This is a genomic window from Sinorhizobium sojae CCBAU 05684, from assembly GCF_002288525.1.
Classification (GTDB): domain Bacteria; phylum Pseudomonadota; class Alphaproteobacteria; order Rhizobiales; family Rhizobiaceae; genus Sinorhizobium; species Sinorhizobium sojae.
Genome location: NZ_CP023067.1, coordinates 73852 through 97267, shown reverse-complemented (window position 1 = coordinate 97267; position 23416 = coordinate 73852). Strand labels below are relative to the sequence as shown.

Here is a 23416-nt window from a genome sequence, read left to right as displayed (position 1 = left end):
AGCATTTCCCTATTGATCTAGTCGCCGCCTCGGAAACACATCGTTCACCACAGGAAGACAAACGCCTGCCTTCGTCAACGCGATCGGGGATCTGCCCTGCCGCTGACACGCTTTTTCTGTTGCAAGAGAGGGCGACACCGTGAAGAATCGCCCGTGCGACGCACTGCACCGCAGGGGTCACGGACGGGGAAATCTCATGGCCGAAGTCAACCGGAGCCCCGCCTTCTGGCGGTCCTTCCCGATATTCGAGGATTTCGACAAGGACACGCTCTGCGAACTTGCCAAGATCGCCAGCTATCGAAAGTGGGCCGCCGGCACCGTCATCTTCCAGCGCGGCGACGAAGGCAATTACATGATTGTCATCATCTCCGGACGGATCAAAATCTCGCTGTTCACCCCGCAAGGCCGCGAGCTCATACTGCGCCAGCACGAGGCCGGTGCGCTCTTCGGCGAAATGGCCGTGCTCGACGACCAGCCGCGCTCGGCGGATGCCACCGCGGTCACCGCCGCCGAAGGTTATGTGATCGGCAAAAAGGATTTCGTCGACCTGATCACGCGAAGGCCAAAGACGGCCGAAGCCGTGATCCGCTTCCTCTGTGCGCAATTGCGCGATACGACCGAGAGACTGGAGACGATCGCGCTCTACGATCTCAATGCCCGCGTTGCTCGCTTTTTCCTGGCCACGCTGAGACAGATCCATGGCAATGAGCTACCCGAAAGCGCCAATCTCCGCCTGACGCTCAGCCAGACCGATATTGCGTCCATCCTCGGCGCGAGCCGGCCCAAGGTAAACCGTGCTATCCTGTGGCTCGAGGAGAACGGCGCACTCAGGCGTACGGACGGGATCATCTCCTGCAATGTCGAACGCCTGCTGAACATAGCCGATCCGGAGGAGGACTAGGCCGTTTGAGCCTGACACACTGGCTGCATCATCGCACCAGCCCGCTTGCAGGCGGGATCATCGCGAGCCTGGTGGCGGCGGTCATGCTCTACCTCTATGCGGAAACCGTGTTCCGCACCCAGCGCGAGCTCTTCTTCGACAGCCTCACTCAGCTGGTCGACTCGCCCCGTTCGTCGCAGATCCTCGTCGTCGATATCGATCGCGAGGCATATGAAAGAAGCGCCGGCTCCTGGGACAGGGCCGCGACCGCCGGTCTCCTCATGCGCCTGGCGGCAGCCGGGGTGCAGGCGATCGCCGTCGACTTCGTCTTCAGTTCCGACTGCGACCCGGCCACGCCGGCCAATCGGGCCCTTGCTTCGGCTATCGGCGACGCGCCGGTTGTCCTGGGCTTCCTGGCCGCCGAGCAGATGCTGGAACGCCCGCGACCCGTTCCGCCGCTCGCCCTACAGCGGCCGCTTGCGGTTCCGGGCACCTGGTTCATCCAAGGCGCGGAAACCTCCTGTCCCGTCTTCATGGAACAGGCAAAGGCCGCGACCGCCGCGTTTCTCGTCGGCGACAAGGACGCGCGCGTCCGGCGTACTCAGGCCTTCGCCATCCTCGGAAACGACGCCTATCCGGCTCTCGGCATCGAAGCGGGCCGGCTTGCCTCCGGGAGCAGCACGCCTGTGCTCGGGGGAGAGCCGGCCTGGCTCCGGCTCGACCACGCGATCATTCCCCTCGACGAGAGCGGCAATCTTCGCTTCGTCCCCAGTTCGCAGGCGGCGATTGCCGCCCGCACGCTGTCGGCGGTCGACATCATGGCCGATCGCGTCGACGAAGGCCTGCTCGCCGGCAAACTCGTGTTCGTCGGCAGCAGCGTGCCGAGCCTCGGCGGGTTGAGACCGACAGCCTCCATGCCACTCGAACCGTCCGTGCAGATCCACGCCGATATCGCCAATGCGATCATGACGGGCTTCGTTCCCTATCGCGGCGGTGGTCTGTCGCTCTACGAGGCGCTGTTCAGCTTCGCATCCGGCACTCTCGCCGCCTATGGCGCAACGAAGCTCCGCCCCTTGGCAGCACTCGCATCCGGGCTTGCCGCCGTCCTTGCCGTCACAGCCGGCGCCGGCGCCATCTACGCGGCAAGTGGATTGCTCGCCGATGCGGTTAGCATTTCCGCTGCACTGGCGGCGGTCCTCATCGTCACCAGCGCGCTGCAGCTTGGCCGCGTGCGCCGTGCAGAGGCGCTCGCCCGGCAGAAATTCTCGCAATATCTGCCGCAGTCCGTTGTGGCCCGCTACATCGATGAACCGGACCATGGTCGCGTCGCGGGCGAAGAACGCGTCGTCACCGCCCTGTTCACCGACATCGAGGCGTTCTCGGCGCTGTCGCGAAAGCTCGCCCCGCGCGACCTCGTGGCACTGCTCGATATCTATTTCGCTGAGGTCAATGCGCTCGTCTCCCGCCACGGCGGCATGGTCGACAAGGTGGTGGGCGATGCCGTGCACGCCCTCTTCAATGCGCCGGAGGATCTGGAGGACCACGTCGACGCCGCGGTCGCCTGCGCCCTTGCCATTCACTCGCTGGCTGAGGAGATGCGCAAGCGGCCGCAATTTGCCGAACAGGGATTCGGGCGAACGCGCATCGGCATAGAAACCGGGCCGGCGGTGCTCGGAGAAGTGGGTGCCGGCGGAAAGCTCGACTATACGGCCCATGGCGATGCCGTGAACCTCGCCGCCCGGCTTCAGGAGGCGAACAAGTTCCTCGGAACCGCGATCTGCATCGGCCCGGCCGCCGCCCGGCAATGCAGCATGGTGATGCAATCGCTCGGGCAGCACGACATCCGCGGCTTCGGGACAATGGAACTTTTCACGGTCCCTACAACGCGGCGCGTCTCATCAGAGGCGCAAAAGTCGCTGTAGTTCTTGAATCGCTGCATGTCTTTGTCCTCGATCGAAGCCGATATAGGGGACATGCAGGTCGCGACCCGGCGCCGCTATCCTGACCCGACGCTCGCATAGGCTTCCCGGATGCGCGCCTGCCCCCAGCGCGTCGGGGCGCTCGGAGCCGCGCCGGGCCGTTCGAAATCCACGCCCTCGCCGGCGGAGACCGTCCGCAGGGCGCCGCCGCCTTCGACCGTTACAGCGCCGTACTCGACGAAAACTGCGAAGGCAGCCGAGCGGCTCGGGCCGCAGAAGAATTTCGTGCCGCGCACGCCGATCATGCCGAAGGCGGTCCGCACAGCCAGGTCGATTTTCGGCGCCCCCACGGGCCGCTCGAAGACCATGCGACCGACCCCGAGTTCCAGGGTTCCGCCCTGGCCGGCGATGAAGCGGTCGATCAGGAGTTCCGTTTGCGGACCGAGCAGGATGCGCGTCTCGCTGAGCGTGAGATGGGCAAAGCTGTTGATGCTGGTGGTGACATAGTCCCGGTCGAGAACGACACTGCCTGCGGCAAGCCGCTCCTCCTCCTCACCTTGCCGACGACGAACATTCCCGCGAATGCTCTGAGCCTTGCCGATCACCGCTGCATGCACCGCCGGAAATCCGCCGGCGAGGCCGACGAGAGCGGCGACGGCAAGAAACGTGCGCCTTCCGACATATCCGTGCCGCATCGACTCCCCTCGCCGCCTCATCGCAGCGCTCCCTGTTTCCGAGACCAGCCCATGTCACGGAATTCCGCCGTACCGGTTGGCAGTTTCCTCTGGAACAGCCGCGGCGACAAGACGGTTTTAGCTTTGACAACTATTGAGGTAACCGTCATGAACCGCACGATACCGAACATGTCCGTCGCTAGCGCTTTCGTCGTCGCAGCAGCCGTTTTCATTATGGCGGCGGCGGCGCGTGCCAGTGATCTTCACGTGTCCGAGCTGTGCGACAAGGAGGCAGGCAGCGAACTCGATCGCGAGCGCAACATGTCCTTCCCGCCCGTCGCAACGGAGGACATCCGCATCGGGATCGCGCTGTCCGCTTGTCGCGAAGCCTATAACCAGCAGGGTAGCCCGCGCATTCAGTTCCAACTGGCCCGCGTTCTCGATCGGGCCGGGGAAAAGCTGAAGTCGCTTAACATCCTCGGCGAAGCCGCAGAAAACGGCCACGCACTCGCTATGGTCACTTACGGTATCCGGCTTGCGGAACGCGGCGACCAGGAAGCGGCTCTCGAGCTCTACGGGCGTGCCGCCGCCGCGGGAAGCAGCCTTGCCGCCTACCATCTCGGCATCGCCTATCGCGAGGGCATCGGCACGACGGTCAACGAGGCGCTTGCGGCGCAGTGGCTGGCCGAGGCCGGGCGCGGCCGCCAAGCGTTGAGCGAGCATCGGACCGAATTGGTTGGTCCGGTTCACGCCGCGGCCTTGGCAAGGAATGAGCGGTTCAATTGACGGAGCAGGCGTTTCCGGCAGACCGGCCGCGCGTCTCGGCATCCCGTCGACGCGCTCACGTGCGAGGGTGACGGCATTCCGACCCGTTCGGATTCGACGACAGCGCCGCGCGTCTTTTCAGACGCGCAAAGCTCGCTGTATCTCTTTGAATCCACGCATCGAGCTTTCCGAAAATCGGTTACGGTTTTCGGGCCGATGCGCTAGGCTGATGTCATGACCACTGTCCTTTCCGCTTCACAGAATTTTGACTGCCAGAGTTGCGGCGCATGCTGCGCCTATTCGGCCGATTGGCCGCGTTTTTCGCTGGAGACGGAGGAGGAACTCGACCGCATCCCGGCGAAATTCGTTGCTTCCGATCTCGGCGGAATGCGCTGCGAGACCGATCGCTGCACAGCACTCACCGGCACCCTCGGAAAGTCCGTCAGTTGCGAGATCTATGCCGTTCGGCCGATCGTCTGCCGCATATGTATGCCCGGCGACGATGAATGCCTGATGGCACGCGAGCGCCTGTTCGGGACCGCCGCGTGAAAGGAAATAACATTCGGCCGATCCCGACAATATCCGAATGTTCACCGGCAGGTTCACATATCGGTAGTTACAAGCACTAGCAACTATCGAATTTGCCGGATGGATGTTCGGCTTTAGAAGGCGTATCTTCTACCCACGAATATAGCGAGGCGCCTTGCGCCCCACGTGGAGGACCGCATTCGATGATCCAGCTTCAGCAATCAGCCCCGAGGAGCGAGGCGGCCCCGGCACCCTTCACCGACTTCGCGCCGCCGACCCGGCCGCAGAGCACGCTTCGCCGGGCGATCACCGCCGCCTATCGCCGGCCGGAAACGGAATGCCTGCCGCCGCTTGTCGAGGCGGCCACATTGCCGCAGGAGACGCGGGAGGCCGCTGCAAAAACTGCCCGCAAGTTGGTCGAGGCGCTGCGGGCCAAGCACAGCGGCTCGGGCGTCGAAGGTCTGGTGCAGGAATATTCGCTTTCGAGCCAGGAGGGCGTTGCGTTGATGTGCCTGGCGGAGGCGCTCCTTCGCATTCCCGATACGGCAACGCGCGACGCGCTGATCCGCGACAAGATCTCCGACGGCGATTGGAAATCCCATCTCGGCGGCGGCCGGTCGCTTTTCGTCAACGCCGCCACCTGGGGTCTGGTTGTCACCGGCAAGCTGACCTCGACCGTCAATGACCGCAGCCTTTCAGCCGCACTGACGCGGCTCATAGCCCGCTGCGGCGAACCGGTCATCCGTCGCGGCGTCGACATGGCGATGCGGATGATGGGCGAACAATTCGTCACCGGCGAGACGATCAAGGAGGCGCTCCAGCGCGCGAAGGAGCTCGAGAAGAAGGGCTTCACCTATTCCTATGACATGCTCGGCGAAGCCGCCACGACGGCCGCTGATGCGGAGCGATATTACAAGGACTACGAAACGGCCATCCATGCGATCGGCAAGGCGTCTGCCGGCCGCGGCACCTATGAGGGCCCCGGCATTTCGATCAAGCTCTCGGCATTGCACCCGCGTTACGTGCGGGCGCAAGCGGCGCGCGTCATGAGCGAGTTGCTGCCACGGGTGAAGGCGCTCGCCATGCTCGCCAAAGAATACGACATCGGCTTCAACATCGATGCCGAGGAAGCGGATCGGCTCGAACTGTCGCTCGACCTCCTCGAAGAGCTCTGCCTCGACGCTGATCTCACCGGTTGGAACGGCATGGGCTTCGTTGTGCAGGCCTATGGCAAGCGCTGCCCCTTCGTGCTCGACTACATCATCGATCTCGCGCGGCGCTCCGGCCGGCGCATGATGGTACGGCTTGTGAAGGGCGCCTATTGGGACGCAGAGATCAAGCGGGCGCAGCTCGACGGGCTCGAGGATTTCCCGGTCTTCACGCGCAAGATCCACACGGACGTTTCCTATGTCGCCTGCGCCCGCAAGCTGCTTCAGGCAAGCGACGTGATCTTCCCCCAATTTGCAACCCATAACGCCCAGACGCTTGCCACGATCTATCACATGGCGGGTAAGGACTTTCGCGTCGGCACATACGAGTTCCAGTGCCTGCATGGCATGGGCGAGCCGCTTTACGAGGAGGTCGTCGGTCCGGACAAGCTCAACCGGCCCTGCCGCATCTACGCGCCCGTCGGCACGCATGAGACGCTGCTTGCCTATCTCGTGCGCCGCCTGCTCGAAAACGGCGCCAACTCCTCCTTCGTCCACCGCATCGCCGATCCGAAGGTGTCGGTCAGCGAGCTCATCACCGATCCGGTGGAGATCGTCCGTGCGATGCCCGTGGTCGGCGCCAAGCACGACAAGATTGCGCTGCCCGCCCGGCTCTTCGGCGAGTCGCGCACGAACTCGGCCGGGCTCGACCTCTCGAACGAGGCGACGCTCGCGTCGTTGACGCAGATGCTAAAAGCGAGCGCCGCCGTCAGCTGGGTCGCCGCGCCGCAGCTTTCCGCCGGCGCGGCTTCGGGCGAACTGCGGCCGGTCGTCAATCCCGGCGACCATCGCGACGTCGTGGGCTCGGTAACCGAGACCTCGGACGCGGATGCACGGCGGGCGGCACAGCTTGCCGCGGAGGCGGCGCAAGCCTGGGCGGCGGTTTCTCCGACGGAACGGGCCGCCTGCCTCGATCGGGCCGCCGATCTCATGCAGGCGCAAATGCCGACGCTACTGGGCCTCATCATGCGCGAGGCCGGCAAATCGCTGCCCAACGCCATTGCCGAGGTGCGCGAGGCGATCGATTTCCTGCGCTACTATGCCGAACAGACGCGCCGCACGCTTGGTCCCGCCCACGCCCCGCTCGGGCCCATTGTCTGCATCAGCCCCTGGAATTTCCCGCTGGCGATCTTCACCGGCCAGATTGCCGCGGCCCTCGTGGCGGGCAACCCGGTGCTCGCCAAGCCCGCGGAGGAGACGCCGCTGATCGCCGCCGAAGGCGTGCGCATCCTGCACGAGGCCGGCGTTCCGGCCGGCGCACTGCAGTTTCTGCCCGGCGACGGCCGTGTCGGCGCGGCGCTCGTTGCGGCGCCGGAAATCGCCGGGGTGATGTTCACCGGCTCGACCGAGGTCGCGCGGCTCATCCAGGCGCAACTCGCCGACCGGCTTTCCCCGGCGGGCCGGCCAATCCCGTTCATCGCCGAAACCGGTGGCCAAAACGCGATGATCGTCGACTCCTCCGCCCTTGCCGAGCAGGTTGTCGGCGACGTGATCACCTCGGCCTTCGACAGCGCCGGGCAGCGCTGCTCGGCGCTGCGCGTGCTCTGCCTGCAGGAGGACGTCGCCGACCGCACCCTGACCATGCTGAAAGGGGCGCTGCACGAATTGAAGATCGGCCGCACAGACCGGCTTTCGGTCGATGTCGGCCCGGTGATCACTGCCGAGGCCAAGGAGGGCATCGAAAAGCACATCGACAGGATGCGCGGGCTCGGCCGCAAGGTTGAGCAGATCGGCCTTGCCTCGGAGACCGGCCACGGCACCTTCGTGCCGCCGACGATCATCGAGCTCGAGAATATCTCTGACTTGAAGCGCGAGGTCTTCGGACCCGTGCTGCACGTTATCCGCTACCGCCGCGAGGATCTCGACCGGCTGATAGACGATATCAACGCCACGGGCTACGGCCTCACGTTCGGCCTGCACACGCGCCTCGACGAAACGATCGCGCATGTAACCGACCGTATCAAGGCGGGCAACCTCTATGTCAACCGCAACATCATCGGCGCGGTCGTGGGCGTGCAGCCCTTCGGTGGCCGCGGCCTTTCCGGCACGGGGCCCAAGGCCGGCGGCCCGCTCTATCTCGGCCGGCTGGTGAAGAACGCCCCGGTGCCGCCGCAGCATAGCTCCGTGCATACGGATCCGGTCCTGCGCGATTTCGCCAAATGGCTCGACGGCAAGGGCGCGACGGCGGCGGCCGAAGCCGCCCGCAATGCCGGCAGCAATTCGGCGTTGGGCCTCGACGTGGAACTGCCTGGTCCGGTCGGCGAGCGCAACCTCTATGCGCTCCATCCGCGCGGGCGGGTCCTCATCGTTCCGACGAGCGAGAGCGGCCTCTACCGTCAACTCGCCGCGGCCCTTGCCACCGGCAACAGCGTCGTCGTCGATGCCACCTCGGGCCTGCAGTCTTCGCTCAAGGACTTGCCGCACAGCGTCGCCGCGCGCGTCTCCTGGTCGAAGGATTGGGCGGCCGACGGCCCCTTCGCCGGCGCGCTCGTCGAAGGGGATGGCGAACGTATCCGCATTGTCAACAAAGCCATCGCCGCCCTGCCTGGTCCGCTCGTCCTCGTCCAGGCCGCATCGAGCGAGGAGATCACCCGCAATCCGGATGCCTATTGCCTGAACTGGCTGGTCGAGGAGATTTCCATGTCGATCAACACGGCGGCCGCCGGCGGCAATGCGAGCCTGATGGCAATCGGGTGATGGCCCGCGCCTCTTCTAGAAAAATGAACCCAATCCACTAACCCCGCATGCGGGGGTAGTGGATTGTTAGGCACGATCGAGGACCTGCTGGCGCGCCATCCCCCAATCCGCTATCACCGCCAAAAAGACGGAAAAGCGGATGTTCACGCTCCAGCGCATCGAGACTGCGACACAGGAAATCAAGAAGAGCCGCTTTCTCGCGATCGCCGGCCCGATCGAGGACGAGTTATCGGCAAAAGCTTTCCTGGCCGGGCATTCCGATCTCGCCGCTAACCACAATTGTTGGGCCTGGCGCCTTGGCCAATCCTACCGCTTCAGCGACGACGGCGAGCCGAGCGGTACGGCGGGCAAGCCGATCCTTGCTGCGATCGACGGGCAGAAGCTCGATCGGGTCGTGGTCCTCGTTACACGCTGGTTCGGCGGCATCCTACTCGGCAGCGGCGGCCTGATTCGCGCCTATGGCGGCACCGCCGCACTTTGCCTCGGAACGGCCGAGAGGATCGAACTCGTCGACAAACAAGCAGCGAAGGTCGCCTGTGATTTCGCCGACCTGGCGCTGATGAAGGCGCGCCTTGCAAGCCGCGGCGTCGTGATAACCGATGAGAGCTTCACGGACACCGGAGCCGTGCTGACGATCGAGATGCGAAAAGACCTGGCAGACGACGTGCTGGCGCTCGTTACCGATCTCAGCCGCGGCAAGGCGATCGTCTCCCTGGAGAACTGAGCGGCTTTTCAGCGGCGGCAGGAGCTCTTCTTGCCAAGGCGAAGAAGAAGAATGTCGGCATCACTGTCCGCGTGCCACTCGCCTCCGGGCTTCTTTCCGGCTATCGGACAAGAGCTGCGAGCACTCGTGCCGGCCGGCGTGCCGATGGCGCAGTTCGCGTTGCGCTGGATTCTCGAAAAAGAGGGGCAAGCGACGTCTCCGTCATCCTGTGCCCGAAATTATGTCCAGGCGCAATCCAATGCTTCGCCGATCGGTCCGGCCACCGAAGCCGCCATCGCCGGCCTTTACGAGCGCCTCATCAAGGTCCATGTTCATCGACGGTGGGTGAATAGGAAGCCACACCGACCGCCGCGGCCGAGAGGCTGAATCGGCGGGCGGTGATCGACGCCGAGGACCGCAACCATGAGCGAGGCCTTCGATCTCGAGCGCTTCGTCAAAGCGCAAGATGGAATCTACGGCATTGCGCTGGCGGAGCTTCGGGCCGGCGCCAAGAAAAGCCATTGGATGTGGTTCATCTTCCCGCAGATCCAGGGCCTCGGCCATTCGCCGACGGCGCAATATTACGCGCTCTCGAACATGGACGAGGCCATCGCCTATCTGCGGCACCCGCTTCTCGGCCGCCGCATCCTGGAGTGCACGGAAGCGGTCAACGCCGTCAAGGGGCGCAGCGCCCTCGAAATCTTCGGCAGGCCGGACGACCTCAAGTTCCGCTCGTCGATGACCCTTTTCGAGGCTGCGGCCCCGACCGTCGGCGCCTTTGCCCGGGCGCTGGAGCACTATTTCGACGGAATACGGGATTCGCGGACGATCGATGCCCTCGCCGGAAAATGAGGCCGCCTTTACGACGCCGCCGGCGTCTGCGAAAGCAGGAACAGGGCCGATGCCGCAAAGACCGTGAGCCCGGCGATTGTCAGCATTAGTTCTTTCATCATGAAACGGTACATGCTGTTCCTCCCTCCCGCTGGCAGCGTCAGAAGCACTCAATTCATGTGGGTCTCGGACGCGATTTTTTAAGGCGCGGCCGCACACATGCCCGTGAGGCGGAGAATTCTCAATCGGAACCGGCGCCGGCGTTCGGGCCCATTCAACGTTGACTTCCAAGGCGATCAGAGCAGAATAGTTTCACGCGTCGCGACTTATCAGAAGGGGCGACTAAGATGACGATTGCTAAGAAACTCCAGGACTATATCGACAGCGAAGGGGTCACCTACGACACCGTCGCTCATCACCGTACCGCTACCTCGAGCCAGACCGCCGAGGCCGCCCATGTGCCGGGCAACAGGCTCGCCAAGTCCGTGGTCGTGCACCACGAAATGGGCTATGTGCTGGCAGTCGTTCCTGCCACGCACCGCGTCGAGCTCTCGACATTGCAGGACGTCATGAACAGGCGCTTGGGCCTTGCCTCCGAGGACGAGGTCAGTTCGCTTTTCTCCGATTGCGAAGTCGGCGCCGTGCCGCCGATCGGATCGGCCTATGGCGTACCGGTCATTCTCGACGAAAGCCTCGACAGGGCCAGCGATGTCTATTTCGAAGGCGGCGACCATCGGACGCTGGTCCATATGACCGGCACCAACTTCCGCAACCTGATGAAGGATGCGCAAGTCGCCCGCTTCAGCCATCCCTCGGCATGAGGCGACCTCGATTTAAGAAGAGGTGCAGGGCGGCATTTGTGATAAGACAAACGGCACCACGCGTTGCGTCCGGCATATCGCGCTTGTTTTGAAGAAAAATGGCGCACCCGAAGAGATTCGAACTCCTGACCCCCAGATTCGTAGTCTGGTGCTCTATCCAGCTGAGCTACGGGTGCGTGCCTTGGAAGCGGTGACCACCGCTTGCGTGGCGATCCTCTAAAGCGTCCTTTCGGCGATTGCAAGCGCCTTTCGGGAAAAAATTCATTTTTGGACGGATGGAGACCCGCTTATCCCTGCGCCTTCGCAGGGCCGAAACTCAGGAGCGCCCCTTCGCGCGGAAGGCATCAAGGCGGACGGGGCGGTCCGGCAGTTCGATGCGGAAGAGCGTCCCGGGCGTCGGCTTTTCCACGAGCGCGATCGTGCCGCCATGGGCGAGCACCAGTTCGCGGGCGATTGCGAGTCCGAGCCCCGTGCCGCCGGAGCGCGCCGAGCCGCGAAAGGCCGCGAACAGGTTTTCCCGCGCCTTGGCCGGCATGCCGGGGCCCGTATCGTCGATGGAGATCGTCACCACACCGCCCGTGCGGACCGCCGAGACGCGGATCGCCCGGCCGCGCCCATCCTCCGGCTGGTGGTTCGCCAACGCCTCGACCGCATTGCGGCAGATATTGTGGATGACCCGGAAGAGCTGCTCGCTGTCCGCATCCACCACGACGTCGTCGCGAACCTGGTTTTCGAATTCGATGCCGCTCTGGCCATCGATTGCCAGGAGTTCGGAGACATCGTCGACGAGCGGGCGAAGCGCGACGAAGCGGCGGCGCGGCTCTGCCTCCGCTGTGCGTCCGTAGGAAAGGACTTCATGCGTGTAGCCGACCGCGCGGTCGATGGTTCTCAGCAATGTCGGCGCGAAACGCTTCACGACCGGGTCATCGACAGCGGCAAGCCGGTCGGAGATCAACTGCGCCGAGGAGAGAATGTTGCGCATGTCATGATTGATCTTCGAAACGGCCAGGCCGAGTTCGGCAAGGCTTTTCTGCTGCTTCAGGGTCCTCTGCAACTCGCGCTGCATGCTGGCAAGGTGCTGGCCGGCGACCGCCAGTTCGTCCCGGCCCTCGGGCGACACGAGCATGCGTTCGGGGTTCGATGGCTCGTCGGAGAATTCCTGCATGCTCGTCGTCAGCCGCCTGATCGGCAGGATCAGCATGCGGTTGATCGCAAGGAAGATCAGCGCCGCGGTGATCAGAGAGATGACGATCGATAGCAGGAAAACGTTGCGCGAATAGACGAGCATGGCCTTGCGCAGGCCGGCATCCTTCATCACCAGTTCTATCGTCGCATCGCTTTCGCCGAGCGGCCCATAGACACGCATGATGCGATGGCCGCCGAAAAGCAGCGTGTCGAAAGCGTCGCGGACCGCGCCGAGCGCCGTGAAACTGGCGATGTCGTATTCGCCGTCGACCTGAGGCGGCATGTCCACGGTCGCGATCATCCGCGACGCATCCTTGCGGCGGATGACGATCGCCTTGGTGCCGGTTGCCATCAAGGTCTCGCGCTGCACGGCGCGCGGCAGCTCGATGTTCTGCAAACCGTCGACGACGACGGCCGCGGCCGCGACTGTGTTCAGCCGGTCCTCAAGCCAGCGGATTCGCATATTGGCGACGGAGGGCACGAAGATCAGCACTTCCGCGAGCATGACGAAGGCGACCGTCAGCAGGAGCATCTTGCCGGAGAGCCCGCGCAGAAAGCCCACGGCCGCGCGGGGCGGCGCCGTCGCATTGTCCTGGCGTACCTCTTCTACCATGCTTGAAGAATTTCCCTGCCGTCAGCCGAAACGCCGCAAGATGCGGATTGCGGCGCGGACCAAGCGATGTCGTGCCATAGGAGAATAATAGGAGATCGCTGCCTGTTTTCCAATCTCGGAAAGGGTGGGATAGGGCGCCACATGATCACGGAAGCTCTTGAGCGTCAAACGGTTGGCAATGGCAAAGGCCCAGATGTCGATCATTTCTCCCGCCCCCGTGCCGGCAATGCCGGCGCCGAGAATTCGGCCGCGCCGGCCGATCACCAGCTTTATCTGTCCGCGCCCGAGGCCATCGGTTCGGACACGGTCATTGGCCGAATAATCGTAGCGAACGATATCAACGCTTCCGAATTTCTCCCGTGCCTCCTCTTCAGTGAGGCCGGCCTGGGCGAGTTCCGGATCGGTGAAGGTAACCCGGGGGATCATGGCGCGGATCTCTCGCGCCGGCAGGCGGAAGAGGATCTGCTGCAGGACAAGCCGCGCGTGGTAGCTTGCCGCATGGGTGAACTGCAGGCCGCCGGCCGCATCGCCAATCGCATAGACGCGGCGGTTGCTGGTGCGCAGGTCCGCGGCGACTTCGATGCGCCTGGCATCGTGCCGAATGCCCGCGGCAGCGAGGTCGAGCGTAGCGTGATTGGCGGTGCGGCCGGTCGCAAGCAAGAGGTCGCTGCCATTGACGTGGAAGATCCCGCTTTCGTTTTCGCAGCGCAGAATCACGCCGTCATCGCTGCGCGCCACCGAGCGGACCGTCGTGCGCTGGTGCAGGGCGATACTTTCGGCGCGGAGTGTGTCCAGCATGATCGCTTTCAGTTCCGGATCTTCCTTCGCGAGCGCCACAGCGCTCTCAATTACGGTCACGCGCGCGCCCAGCCGGGAATAGGCCTGCGCCATCTCCAGGCCCATCGCCCCGGCGCCGATGACGACCAAATGGCGGGGCACCTCCTTCAGCTTAAACAGCGTCTCGTTTGTGAGGAATGGCGTCTCCGCCAAGCCCGCAATCGCGGGAATTGCAGGCGAGGAGCCCGTAGCGATCACGAAGCGCCGGGCCCGGACGAGGCGATCGCCGGCCGCAACGGTCCGCGCGTCGACGAACCGCGCCGTCTCCGTCAGCACCTCGACGCCGAGGCTTGTGAACCGCTCGACGGAATCATGCGGAGCGATGCCTGCTATGACCGCGCTGATCCGGTCCTTGAGCCGTTCGCCTTCGACGACCGGCTCAGCGGCAACGAGACCGAACGCGCCGGCCCTGCGGATCGCTTGCGCGTGTTTCGCGGCCGCGATCAGCGACTTCGAGGGCACGCAGCCATTATTCAGGCAATCCCCGCCCATCTTGCCGTGCTCGACGAGGACAACCGGCACGCCGAAAGCGGCCGCACCCGCGGCTACGGACAGACCGGCGGCGCCGCCGCCGATCACACAGATGTCCGGGTTGAGTATCCTAGCCACGCACCGCGTCCCTTGTCAGTTTTCTCTCCGGCGCGCCTGTATTCGCCTGTAGATGAGAGGCAGCGCCGTAATGAGCGCCAGGGCGAGAAGCGCCAGGGAAATGTGCCGCGTGGCGAAATCCGTCGGCGATAACCCGCGCCCGCTCGCCGCCGCGCGGGCGATCACCTCGTCAAGGCCGCAGCCGAGCCAGGCATAGGCGAAGGTGCCCGGCACGATGCCGAGAAGGGTCGCCACGGCGAAGGTGCGGAGTTTCACCCCGAAGAAGGCAGGTGCGATATTGACGATGAAGAAGGGAAAGACCGGCACGAGGCGCAGGATCAGCAGGTAATGGAAGGCATCGCGGCGAAAGCCTGTGGCGAGGCGCTCGAGGAAACGCCCGGCGCGCCGCCGCAATAGATCGCTCAGGGCACCGCGCGCCGCCATGAACAGAAGGCTGCCCCCCAGCGAGGCGGCGGCGATCGCGATGACGCCACCGAAAAGGCAGCCGAACAGAAAGCCGGCGGCTATCGTCAATACCGATGCGGCCGGGATCGAGAAGACCACGGCGACGACATAGGCGGCAAAGAAGGTGAGTCCCGATCGGAGAGGATAGGCGCCGACATAGGCACTGAGCGCCTCCCGATGATCAACCAGTGTCGACAAGGTCAGATATCGCTGGAGCCCCAGCGCATAGCAGGCCGCTCCCCCGGCGATGAGGAGTGCAAACGGAGCGAATCGCCACAGCGAACGACCGCCATCGGCTTCGCCGCTCGTTCGGCTCGACGATCCGTACGCGGGCGCTTCTTCTTTTTCCGCGCTGTCGCTCAGTTCAGGGCCCATGCGGTTCTTGCCCTCGGCGTGGTCCGCCCCGGCATGAATGGAAGCGGAATGAATGACGAATGATCCGTACCCTCGAAGACAGCCCGAACGGGCGGGCGGAACAAGTCACTTTGCCGTGAAACGGCGGGAGCCGCGGGTCCGTGGTATCGGCGGCTTGCGTAACCGAAGAGAAGCGGGGGCAGCCGTATCAGAACTCCTGAAGTTCGTCGCGGACGACGGCGGCCGATCAGCGCCGAAGGCACGCGCCACCGTCGCCATCATCCGGCGAACCGGTGACGAAACGGGCGGCTCGTTTCCCGGTCAGGAAAGGCGCTCGATCCATGAAATCCCAGGCGCTTCTGGTGTCTTGCACCGCCGGCGGGCGCCAGTCCCGCCCTTCCCATGGCGGCCGAGCCCCAAGGCGGCATGCGGCGGGAATTGACTTTGCCGGGCTTTTGTCCCTATAAGCCGCGCACGTTCGGTCATACCGCCAAGTGCGGAGCTATGCCCGTAACGAAAACGCTCCTTGCATAACGCAAACTCAAGAAGGGCCGCACGCCGCGGTATTTAAATAAATGAAGCGTACCTACCAACCGTCCAAGCTTGTTCGCAAGCGCCGTCACGGCTTCCGTGCACGTATGGCTACCAATGGTGGCCGCAAGGTTCTCGCAGCCCGCCGGGCTCGTGGCCGCAAGCGTCTCTCGGCCTGAGCCGAGCCTGCCCGAATCCTTATGTCCGGGCATATGACAGACAGACACAAAGTTCCTGTCGGACGGCTGAAAAGCCGTCCGCAGTTTTTGGCAGTCAGGGCCGGAGAAAGTCGCAAAGGGCCGCTATTCCTCCTCGAAGTGCTCGACAGGGATGATCCGGGAGCGCAGCCCCGCGTCGGCTTTACCGTCACCAAGAAACACGGCAATGCCGTCGAGCGAAATCGGATGCGCCGACGCCTCAAAGAAGCCGTGCGGCTTTGCGCGGGGTTTGCAATGAAACCCGGACACGACTATGTGATTGTCGCCCGACGCGATCTCCTGAATGCCCCTTTTGACGCATTGACTCGGGCGCTCGAGGATCGCATCGAAAGCAAGCCGAAACCGAAACGGCCGCCGGCCGGTTCCAGGAAGTCATGATGGAAAACAACCGCAATTATTTCGTGGCGATTGCCCTATCCGTACTGATCCTCGTCGCTTGGCAGTTCTTCTATGTCAATCCGAGGATCGAGAAGGACCGCATCGCCGCGGAACAGGCGCAGCAGCAGGCGCAGCAGACCGAAGCCCAGCAAGGCGGCCAACAGGCGGCACCGGGACAGGCCCTGCCCGGCGGCGCAATTCCGAGCGCCGGTGAAAGCCGCGAACAGGTGGTCGCCAAGTCCGAGCGCGTTGAGATCGACACGCCTGCCCTTTCCGGCTCCATCAACCTGACCGGCGCACGCTTCGACGACCTCAAACTCAAGGGCTATCGCGAAACCGTGGACCCGAAGAGCCCGATCATCACGCTCTTCAGTCCCGCAGAAACCGCGGACGGCTACTTCACCGAGCTCGGCTATATCGGCAGCGACGCGACGGGGGCGGTACCTGGGCCGCAGACTGTCTGGACGCTCACCGGCGGCGACAAGCTGACACCCGCAACGCCGGTAACGCTCACCTATACGAATGAGAAGGGCGTCACCTTCACCCGGACGATCTCGGTCGACGACCGCTACATGTTCCAGGTGGTCGACAGCATCAAGAACGACAGCGCCGCGCCGATCTCGCTTTCCTCCTACGGCCGCGTCACGCGCTTCAACAAGCCGGCGACGCCGAGCATCTATGTCCTGCACGAGGGATTCGTCGGCGTAACCGCCGACAGTCTGCAGGAGGTCGACTATTCGGACGCCGAGGACGAAACCACCATCGAGCCCGGCAAGTCGACGGGCGGCTGGCTCGGCATCACCGACAAATATTGGGCGGCCACGATCATCCCGCCGCAAGAGACGCCGTTCGACACGCGCTTCTCGCATTTCACGGACGGACGGGCCCGCTACCAGAGCGACTATAAGAGCGATGCGATCACCGTCGCTGCCGGCCAGTCGGCGGAGGTCGAAAACCTCGTCTTTGCCGGCGCCAAGGAAGTCCCGGTCGTCGACAATTACGAAACCGCCTATTCGATCCCGAATTTCGACAAGCTGATCGACTGGGGCTGGTTCTACTTCATCACCAAGCCGATGTTCAAAATGATGGATTTCTTCTTCCGTCTCTTCGGCAATTTCGGCATCGCGATCCTGATCACCACGATCGTCGTCAAGCTGATCTTCTTCCCTCTCGCCAACAAGCAATATGCCTCAATGGCGAACATGAAGAAGGTCCAGCCGAAGATGGAGGAACTGAAGAAGAAGTTCGGCGACGACCGCATGGGGTTGCAGCAGGCAATGATGCAGCTCTACAAGGATGAGAAGATCAATCCGCTGGCGGGCTGCTGGCCGATCCTCATCCAGATTCCGGTGTTCTTCGCGCTCTACAAGGTGATCTACGTCACGATCGAGATGCGCCACGCGCCTTTCTTCGGTTGGATCCAGGACCTTTCCGCCCCGGATCCGACGACGATCTTCAACCTCTTCGGTCTGCTGCCCTACGACTTACCGGCCTTCCTGCATCTCGGCGTCTGGCCGATCCTCATGGGCATCACGATGTTCCTGCAGATGCGCATGAACCCGACGCCTCCGGACCCGACGCAGGCGATGCTTTTCACGTGGATGCCGGTGGTCTTCACCTTCATGCTGGCATCGTTCCCCGCCGGTCTGGTGATCTACTGGGCCTGGAACAACCTGCTGTCGATCATCCAGCAGTCGATCATTATGAAGCGCCAGGGCGTGAGGATCGAGCTCTTCGACAATGTGAAGTCACTGTTCTCGAAGAAACCCAAGCCGGCGGAATAGCCGGCGCGTCCAGCTCTTCCAAAGCCCCGGGGATCGAAAGCCGTCCGGGGCTTTTTCTTTCCGCGCGGCGCTGCCACCGAAAACGATGCGAAGCCTCGCCGCGCTTGACAAGCGGCGCCAAAAGCCTGATCCCGGCCGGGCAATAAGGAACGTCAGGACATGACCGAAAACAGTAACCGGAACGCCGCCAACACCTTCGGCCGGCCGTGGATCTTCATCCGCGGCGTTCCCTCAATGAAATTCCTGCCGCCGGAGGGCCCGACGGAGATCGCCTTTGCCGGCCGCTCGAATGTCGGCAAGTCGTCGTTGATCAACGCCCTCGTCGGCCAGAAAGGGCTCGCGCGCACCTCCAACACCCCGGGGCGGACACAGGAACTCAATTATTTCGTGCCAGATGGCTATTCCGGAGAGGCCGGCGACCTGCCGCCGATCGCACTCGTCGATATGCCCGGCTACGGCTACGCCCAGGCGCCCAAGGAACAGGTCGACGCCTGGACGAAGCTCGTCTTCGATTATCTGCGCGGCCGTTCGACGCTGAAGCGCGTCTATGTACTGATCGACGCCCGCCACGGCATCAAGAAGAACGACGAGGAGGTATTGTCGCTTCTCGACAAGGCGGCGGTCTCCTACCAGATCGTGCTCACCAAGACCGACAAGATCAAGGCAGTCGGGGTGCCGCGGCTCGTCGCCGAAACGCTCGAGAAAATCAAGAAGCGTCCGGCCGCCTATCCTGAGGTGTTGTCGACATCCTCGGAGAAGGGCGCCGGCATAGAGGAGCTGCGCGCCGCGATCGATCTCGCCGTCGCGCGCTGACAACCCCGCTCGACACCTGAAACATTGCTGGGCATCTTCACCGGGCTTAAAGCCGCCCTATCTCCGGCTGGCGACGACCGTTCGTCGTCTCGTGAGCAGGAGGAGAAGATGTCCGATTTGATTGTCGTAGGTTTCGATTCGCCGGAAGAAGCCGACAAGGTTCTGTTGAAGCTCAGCAGCCTCAAGAAGGAGTATCTGATCGATCTCGAAGATGCGGTCGTCGTCGTGCGCGACGCCGAGGGCAAAGTACATCTCAAGCAGAGCTTCAACCTCACGGCCGCCGGGGCGACCTCCGGCCTCCTCTCCGGCTCGCTCTGGGGCGGGCTCGTGGGGCTGCTGTTCCTGAACCCGCTTGCCGGCTTCGCGATCGGCGGAGCACTCGGAGCCGGTGCGGGCGCCCTCTCCGGATCGCTCGTCGACTACGGCATCGACGACGACTTCATCAAGTCGCTCGGCAACACCATCCCGAACAATTCCTCAGCTCTCTTCATCCTGGTGCGCAAGGTCCAGCCTGAAAAGGTGCTTGCAGAACTGTCGGGATTGCGGGGCCGCGTGCTCAAGACATCGCTTTCGCCGGAGCAGGAACAGAAGCTGCAGGCGGCGCTCATCGATGCGCAGACGCCGTCGCCGCCGCCCGGCACGTTCTGAGGACGCGGCCACTGGGCCATTTCAGCGATAGCGGACGGTGCCGCGGGCAATGACCGGGCCGCTGGGCGAGCCGGTGGGCGATCCGCCGAGCGGCTCGACACTGACCGCGAGAGTGGCGCCTGAAATGACCTTGCCGCGTATGCTCGACGGAAGCGAGATTTCCCCTTCGCCGGACTGCGGCAGCACGCCAAGCGAGACGGCCGCTTGTGTACCTCTGATCAACCAGAGTTCCAGAGCCTTTTCCTTCGCCTGGCTGGCGGCGACAGGCGCCAGCATCAGGCGGCCGGACGCGGGATCGAAGCGTGCGACGAGGTTGATGGCGTTGCCTTCTCCGGAAAGGTCCGCCACCAGCGAGGCGCCGCCCGTGCCCCCGCCGAGGAGACCGGCCGAGGAGGCGGCCAGAACCGTGACTGCGGCGAGCGATGCAAGTGCGAGGCTGCGCCAGAAGGGGAGCGAGTGCCACAGTCCGGACGGCCGCTGGGGCGCGTCGAACCTCGCCTCGCCCGGCACCGATCCGCGCACGGACTGGGCGACCTGCTCGTAGGCCTCGTCGAAGGAGGCGAGGTTGTTCTGCCAGCGGACGACCATGGCCGCAAAATCGCTGTCCGAGGCCATGCGTGCCTCAACCTTCCGGCGGTCTTCGTCGGATAGAACGCCCAGCACGTATTCCCCCGCGATCACTTCGTCGCGGCGGGAATCCCCGCTTTCGGGCTTCTGCGTCGTCATCGCTCCATGCACTCTTTCGACATCAGGAGTCTGTGCCCGATCTTCCGCATGCAAGGCAGGATCAGCCAAATCAGGAGCCTCGTCAATCGTGTTTGCGACGGGATTTCGCCCCGTCTCGACTCCGTCGCGACGAACGCCCGCACGCAAGCAATGGTGCTGGCGGCCGCCATCCGACGGCCGTCATTACCGCGTTATGTTGCGCCGGGATCATTCCATCCGTCATAACTTTGCGCTAAACAGCAGCCGGTTTGTTTCGAGGGTCCGCCATGTCCGCATCAGAAAGTGAAATCCAGGCACGCCTGCTCGCTCAGGCGCTACCCTATATGCAGCGCTACGAGAACAAGACAATCGTCGTTAAATATGGCGGGCATGCCATGGGCAACCCTGAACTCAGCCGGGCCTTTGCCAGCGACGTCGCGCTTCTGAAGCAGTCCGGCGTCAATCCGATCGTGGTCCATGGAGGCGGCCCCCAGATCGGGGCCATGCTGACGAAGATGGGCATCGAATCGAAATTTGAAGGCGGGCTTCGCGTCACCGATCAGAAAACCGTCGAGATCGTCGAGATGGTGCTCGCGGGCTCGATCAACAAGGAGATCGTGGCGCTCATCAACCAGACCGGTGAATGGGCGATCGGCCTTTGCGGCAAGGACGGTAACATGGTCTTCGCGGAAAAGGCCAAGAAGACCATCCGCGATCCGGACTCGAACATCGAGCGCGTGCTCGATCTCGGCTTCGTCGGCGACGTTGTCGAAGTGGACCGCACACTGCTCGACCTGCTCGCACGCTCCGAGATGATTCCGGTCATCGCCCCGGTCGCACCGGGCCGCGACGGCCATACCTACAACATCAATGCCGATACCTTCGCCGGCGCGATCGCCGGCGCGCTCAATGCGACACGCCTTCTGTTCCTGACGGACGTTCCCGGCGTGCTCAACAGGAACGGCGAGCTCATCAAGGAGCTTTCGGTCGCCGAAGCCCGCGCGCTGATCGCCGACGGCACGATATCCGGCGGCATGATTCCGAAGGTCGAGACCTGCATCGACGCGATCAAGGCGGGCGTGCAGGGCGTGGTCATCCTCAACGGCAAGACCGCACACTCCGTGCTCCTGGAAATCTTCACGGAACGCGGCGCCGGTACGCTGATCGTACCGTAACGATTCGGCTCGCGGCAGAATCAATTCCTCCCCAACCGCCCCCACAAGGGGAGGGTTGGGGAGGTAAAATTCGCCGGGAAATCTATTTCCCCGCACCCCCATAGACCTTCTCCGCCTCTCCGCGCAGCCACGCGATCATCGCCCGATAGGGGAACGGACCGTAGCTGACGCGGCCGACGCCGGCGGCGGCGAGGGTGGCAATGTCCGGCGCGCCGGGCTTCATCATCACGTTCACCGGCAGCGGCGAGGCCGCGCAGAGCCGGCCGATCAGGTCGGGATCGGCGAGTCCCGGCGCGAAGAAGCCGCTGGCGCCCGCTCCTGCATAGGCCTTGGCGCGAGCGATCGCCTCGTCGAGCAGATCCCCGTGGCGGGTCTCGTCTCCTTCCTTCAGAAAGAGATCGGTGCGGGCGTTGATGAACAGTGGAACGCTCTGGCGCTCCGCCATCTCGCGGATGGCACGAATGCGTGCAACCTGTCGGTCGGTCCGATGGATGCCGCTCTTGCCGACAACCTGATCTTCGAAATTGATGCCGATGGCGCCGGCGTCGATAAGTTGGACGACATTGGCGGCGCCCTGCGCCGGATCTTCCGAATAGGCGCCTTCGAAGTCCACCGAAAGCGGAAGATCGGTCGCGGCGAGAATTTCACGGGCGACCTCGCCCAGCAGCGGGAGCGGTATCTTCTGCCCGTCGGAAAAGCCATGGGCTGCCGCGACAGACCAGCTTCCGGTCGCAAGCGCTTTGGCGCCCGCTTCGGCCACGCAGCGGGCGCTGCCCGCATCCCAGATGTTGTAGAGAATGATCGGATCCCCCTTGCGGTGCAACCCTGCAAAGGCGAGTGCCCTTTCCTCCTGTGTCATCACATAACCTCCTGAGCGATGAGATAGAATCGAGTCGAACCGAACTCGGCCGTCGTTTCCAGCAAATTCAAGCGGAACAGGAGCGGAATGTCCCGCTTGCGCGTCACGCGGCTCCAGAAGGCCCGGTCGAGCGCATCTTCCTTTCGTGCCGCAGGAGCCATTCCTTCCGCCCCAGCCCGCCGCCATATCCCGTCAGCGAACCGTCCGCTCCGATGCAGCGGTGGCAGGGAACGACGATCGCGATGCGGTTCGAGCCGTTTGCCCGCGCTACGGCGCGGGCCATCTGAGCGGTGCCTACTGCGCGCGCAATGTCGCTATAGGATCGGGTCTCGCCCAGCGGGATTTGCGCGAGTTCTTCCCAAACCTTGCGCTCGAGAGCGCTGCCATCGAGAGCCAGGGGCGTGCGAAACTCGCCTGACTGGCCGGTGAAATAGGCTTTGAGTTCAGCCTCGATCTGGTCGATGGGCGGTGTCCTGCCCGGCACGACCGCCGACCGCAGCTTTCGTTTCAAAGCCTCCACCTCGCCCGGCAGCGCCTTGCGATCGTGAAACTCGAGCAGGTGAAGATACTTCTGATCGGCCAGGGCAATCATCGGACCGAGCGGCGTCTCGACCCAATCGGCGAACAGGAGTTGCCGCCCCTGCGACGTGGCAGGCGCCTCTCCAATCAGCCGCGCGAAGGCCGCGCGAAAGCCGCTTGGCGACTCATAGCCCGCATCGATCTGCGCCTCGATGACGCTCGCCCCTGCCGACAGGCGGCGGGCCGCCTCGCCCACACGCCGCCGGCGGGCGAGTTCGAGAAAGGTAACGCCGAGCGTCCGCCTGAAGGCCCGGCGAACGGTGGACGGGTCAAAGCCGCGCCGCACGAGATCGCCCTCCGTCCAACGACGATCCGGATGGCGCTCAAGGAGCCTCAGAAGATCGTCGACGAGCGGCTGATTGCCGGAAGAACCGGCCAGCGGCCGGCATCGCTCGCAGGGTCTGAAGCCCGCATTGACGCAGGCCGCGATGCTGTCGAAGAAGAGCGTGTTTTCGCGTTTCGGCTTGCGGGCGGCACAGGAGAGCCGGCAGAAGATGCCGGTGGTCTTCACGCAGACATAGGCTTGGCCCTCATAGTCGGAACTGCGGGCCAGCAGCGCGTCGTAAAGAGCGTCGTCGTTCGGCAGATCAAAGAGCATGCCGCTTTGTAGCATCCCGCAACTGCGCCGTCCGCCGAAATTCGGGCATCCATTTTCCTG

General features: G+C 63.8%; 20 protein-coding genes, 1 tRNA gene and 1 pseudogene. 14 read left to right on the top strand and 8 right to left on the bottom strand.

The genetic code is table 11. The features are described 5' to 3' along the window. The first annotated feature begins 196 nt into the window (after window positions 1-196). Window positions 197-901, top strand: coding sequence for a Crp/Fnr family transcriptional regulator (locus SJ05684_RS00465; protein ID WP_034853888.1), 705 nt, complete (start codon window positions 197-199; stop codon window positions 899-901). Window positions 902-924: 23 nt separating this feature from the next. Beyond that, window positions 925-2802 carry a CHASE2 domain-containing protein gene (locus SJ05684_RS00460; RefSeq protein WP_034853962.1) on the top strand — a complete coding sequence of 626 codons (1878 nt, stop codon included), beginning with the start codon at window positions 925-927 and terminating at the stop codon, window positions 2800-2802. A 74-nt stretch (window positions 2803-2876) separates the two neighbouring features. Here the strand turns inward: SJ05684_RS00460 and SJ05684_RS00455 are convergent, their stop codons facing one another. Next, entirely contained in the window at window positions 2877-3494 is a 618-nt protein-coding gene (locus tag SJ05684_RS00455; RefSeq protein WP_034853886.1) for a FecR family protein, read from the bottom strand. A gap of 147 nt (window positions 3495-3641) precedes the next feature. Here SJ05684_RS00455 and SJ05684_RS30900 point away from each other — a divergent pair. From SJ05684_RS30900 to SJ05684_RS00415, 6 genes and pseudogenes are all read left to right on the top strand, one after another. Beyond that, window positions 3642-4022, top strand: a pseudogene (locus tag SJ05684_RS30900) (sel1 repeat family protein); the annotation flags it as partial. 450 nt (window positions 4023-4472) lie between these two features. Then, a complete protein-coding gene (locus SJ05684_RS00440) occupies window positions 4473-4787 on the top strand; it encodes a YkgJ family cysteine cluster protein (protein ID WP_034853884.1) in 315 nt (104 codons plus the stop codon). Between the two features lie 182 nt (window positions 4788-4969). After that, complete coding sequence (gene putA / locus SJ05684_RS00435) at window positions 4970-8671, top strand: trifunctional transcriptional regulator/proline dehydrogenase/L-glutamate gamma-semialdehyde dehydrogenase (RefSeq protein ID WP_034853883.1); 3702 nt, start codon at window positions 4970-4972, stop codon at window positions 8669-8671. Window positions 8672-8810: 139 nt separating this feature from the next. Continuing rightward, window positions 8811-9395 (top strand): IMPACT family protein, encoded by a 585-nt coding sequence (locus SJ05684_RS00430; RefSeq protein ID WP_034853882.1) that lies wholly within the window; start codon window positions 8811-8813, stop codon window positions 9393-9395. 402 nt (window positions 9396-9797) lie between these two features. After that, window positions 9798-10226: a DUF1810 domain-containing protein gene (locus SJ05684_RS00420; protein ID WP_034853878.1), complete on the top strand. Its 429-nt coding sequence runs from the start codon at window positions 9798-9800 to the stop codon at window positions 10224-10226. Window positions 10227-10552: 326 nt separating this feature from the next. Beyond that, complete coding sequence (locus SJ05684_RS00415) at window positions 10553-11026, top strand: aminoacyl-tRNA deacylase (protein WP_034853876.1); 474 nt, start codon at window positions 10553-10555, stop codon at window positions 11024-11026. Window positions 11027-11125: 99 nt separating this feature from the next. On the opposite strand, the gene SJ05684_RS00410 is transcribed toward SJ05684_RS00415, so the two are convergent. From SJ05684_RS00410 to SJ05684_RS00395, 4 genes are all read right to left on the bottom strand, one after another. Beyond that, a tRNA-Arg gene (locus SJ05684_RS00410) sits at window positions 11126-11202 on the bottom strand. A 140-nt stretch (window positions 11203-11342) separates the two neighbouring features. Then, complete coding sequence (locus SJ05684_RS00405) at window positions 11343-12824, bottom strand: sensor histidine kinase (RefSeq protein ID WP_034853875.1); 1482 nt, start codon at window positions 12822-12824, stop codon at window positions 11343-11345. Window positions 12825-12845: 21 nt separating this feature from the next. Next, window positions 12846-14270, bottom strand: coding sequence for a dihydrolipoyl dehydrogenase family protein (locus tag SJ05684_RS00400; RefSeq protein WP_034853873.1), 1425 nt, complete (start codon window positions 14268-14270; stop codon window positions 12846-12848). Window positions 14271-14285: 15 nt separating this feature from the next. Continuing rightward, window positions 14286-15089, bottom strand: coding sequence for a TVP38/TMEM64 family protein (locus SJ05684_RS00395; RefSeq protein WP_034853871.1), 804 nt, complete (start codon window positions 15087-15089; stop codon window positions 14286-14288). 554 nt (window positions 15090-15643) lie between these two features. On the opposite strand from SJ05684_RS00395, the gene rpmH reads away from it, so the two are divergent. The 5 genes from rpmH (at window position 15644) to SJ05684_RS00370 (ending at window position 19440) form a co-directional block, all read left to right on the top strand. Beyond that, window positions 15644-15778: a 50S ribosomal protein L34 gene (rpmH, locus tag SJ05684_RS00390; RefSeq protein WP_078070738.1), complete on the top strand. Its 135-nt coding sequence runs from the start codon at window positions 15644-15646 to the stop codon at window positions 15776-15778. A 21-nt stretch (window positions 15779-15799) separates the two neighbouring features. Then, window positions 15800-16195 carry a ribonuclease P protein component gene (gene rnpA, locus SJ05684_RS00385; protein ID WP_034853862.1) on the top strand — a complete coding sequence of 132 codons (396 nt, stop codon included), beginning with the start codon at window positions 15800-15802 and terminating at the stop codon, window positions 16193-16195. Further along, a complete protein-coding gene (yidC, locus tag SJ05684_RS00380; RefSeq protein WP_034853860.1) occupies window positions 16195-17979 on the top strand; it encodes a membrane protein insertase YidC in 1785 nt (594 codons plus the stop codon). The genes rnpA and yidC overlap by 1 nt, the downstream gene beginning before the upstream one ends. A gap of 159 nt (window positions 17980-18138) precedes the next feature. Next, the gene (yihA, locus tag SJ05684_RS00375) at window positions 18139-18792 is read left to right on the top strand and encodes a ribosome biogenesis GTP-binding protein YihA/YsxC (RefSeq protein WP_034853858.1); all 654 of its coding nucleotides are present in this window, start codon (window positions 18139-18141) and stop codon (window positions 18790-18792) included. A 108-nt stretch (window positions 18793-18900) separates the two neighbouring features. Further along, window positions 18901-19440 (top strand): DUF1269 domain-containing protein, encoded by a 540-nt coding sequence (locus tag SJ05684_RS00370; RefSeq protein ID WP_034853856.1) that lies wholly within the window; start codon window positions 18901-18903, stop codon window positions 19438-19440. Between the two features lie 21 nt (window positions 19441-19461). Here the strand turns inward: SJ05684_RS00370 and SJ05684_RS00365 are convergent, their stop codons facing one another. Beyond that, window positions 19462-20166 carry an anti-sigma factor gene (locus SJ05684_RS00365; RefSeq protein ID WP_034853854.1) on the bottom strand — a complete coding sequence of 235 codons (705 nt, stop codon included), beginning with the start codon at window positions 20164-20166 and terminating at the stop codon, window positions 19462-19464. Window positions 20167-20432: 266 nt separating this feature from the next. Here SJ05684_RS00365 and argB point away from each other — a divergent pair, with 266 nt between their 5' ends. Then, complete coding sequence (gene argB, locus SJ05684_RS00360) at window positions 20433-21320, top strand: acetylglutamate kinase (protein WP_034853852.1); 888 nt, start codon at window positions 20433-20435, stop codon at window positions 21318-21320. 82 nt (window positions 21321-21402) lie between these two features. Here the strand turns inward: argB and SJ05684_RS00355 are convergent, their stop codons facing one another. Both SJ05684_RS00355 and SJ05684_RS00350 read right to left on the bottom strand, forming a co-directional pair. After that, entirely contained in the window at window positions 21403-22179 is a 777-nt protein-coding gene (locus SJ05684_RS00355) for an isocitrate lyase/PEP mutase family protein (RefSeq protein ID WP_034853850.1), read from the bottom strand. A gap of 103 nt (window positions 22180-22282) precedes the next feature. Then, on the bottom strand, window positions 22283-23371 hold the full coding sequence (locus SJ05684_RS00350; protein ID WP_034853848.1) for a bifunctional transcriptional activator/DNA repair enzyme AdaA: 1089 nt from the start codon (window positions 23369-23371) through the stop codon (window positions 22283-22285). Window positions 23372-23416 lie beyond the last annotated feature (45 nt).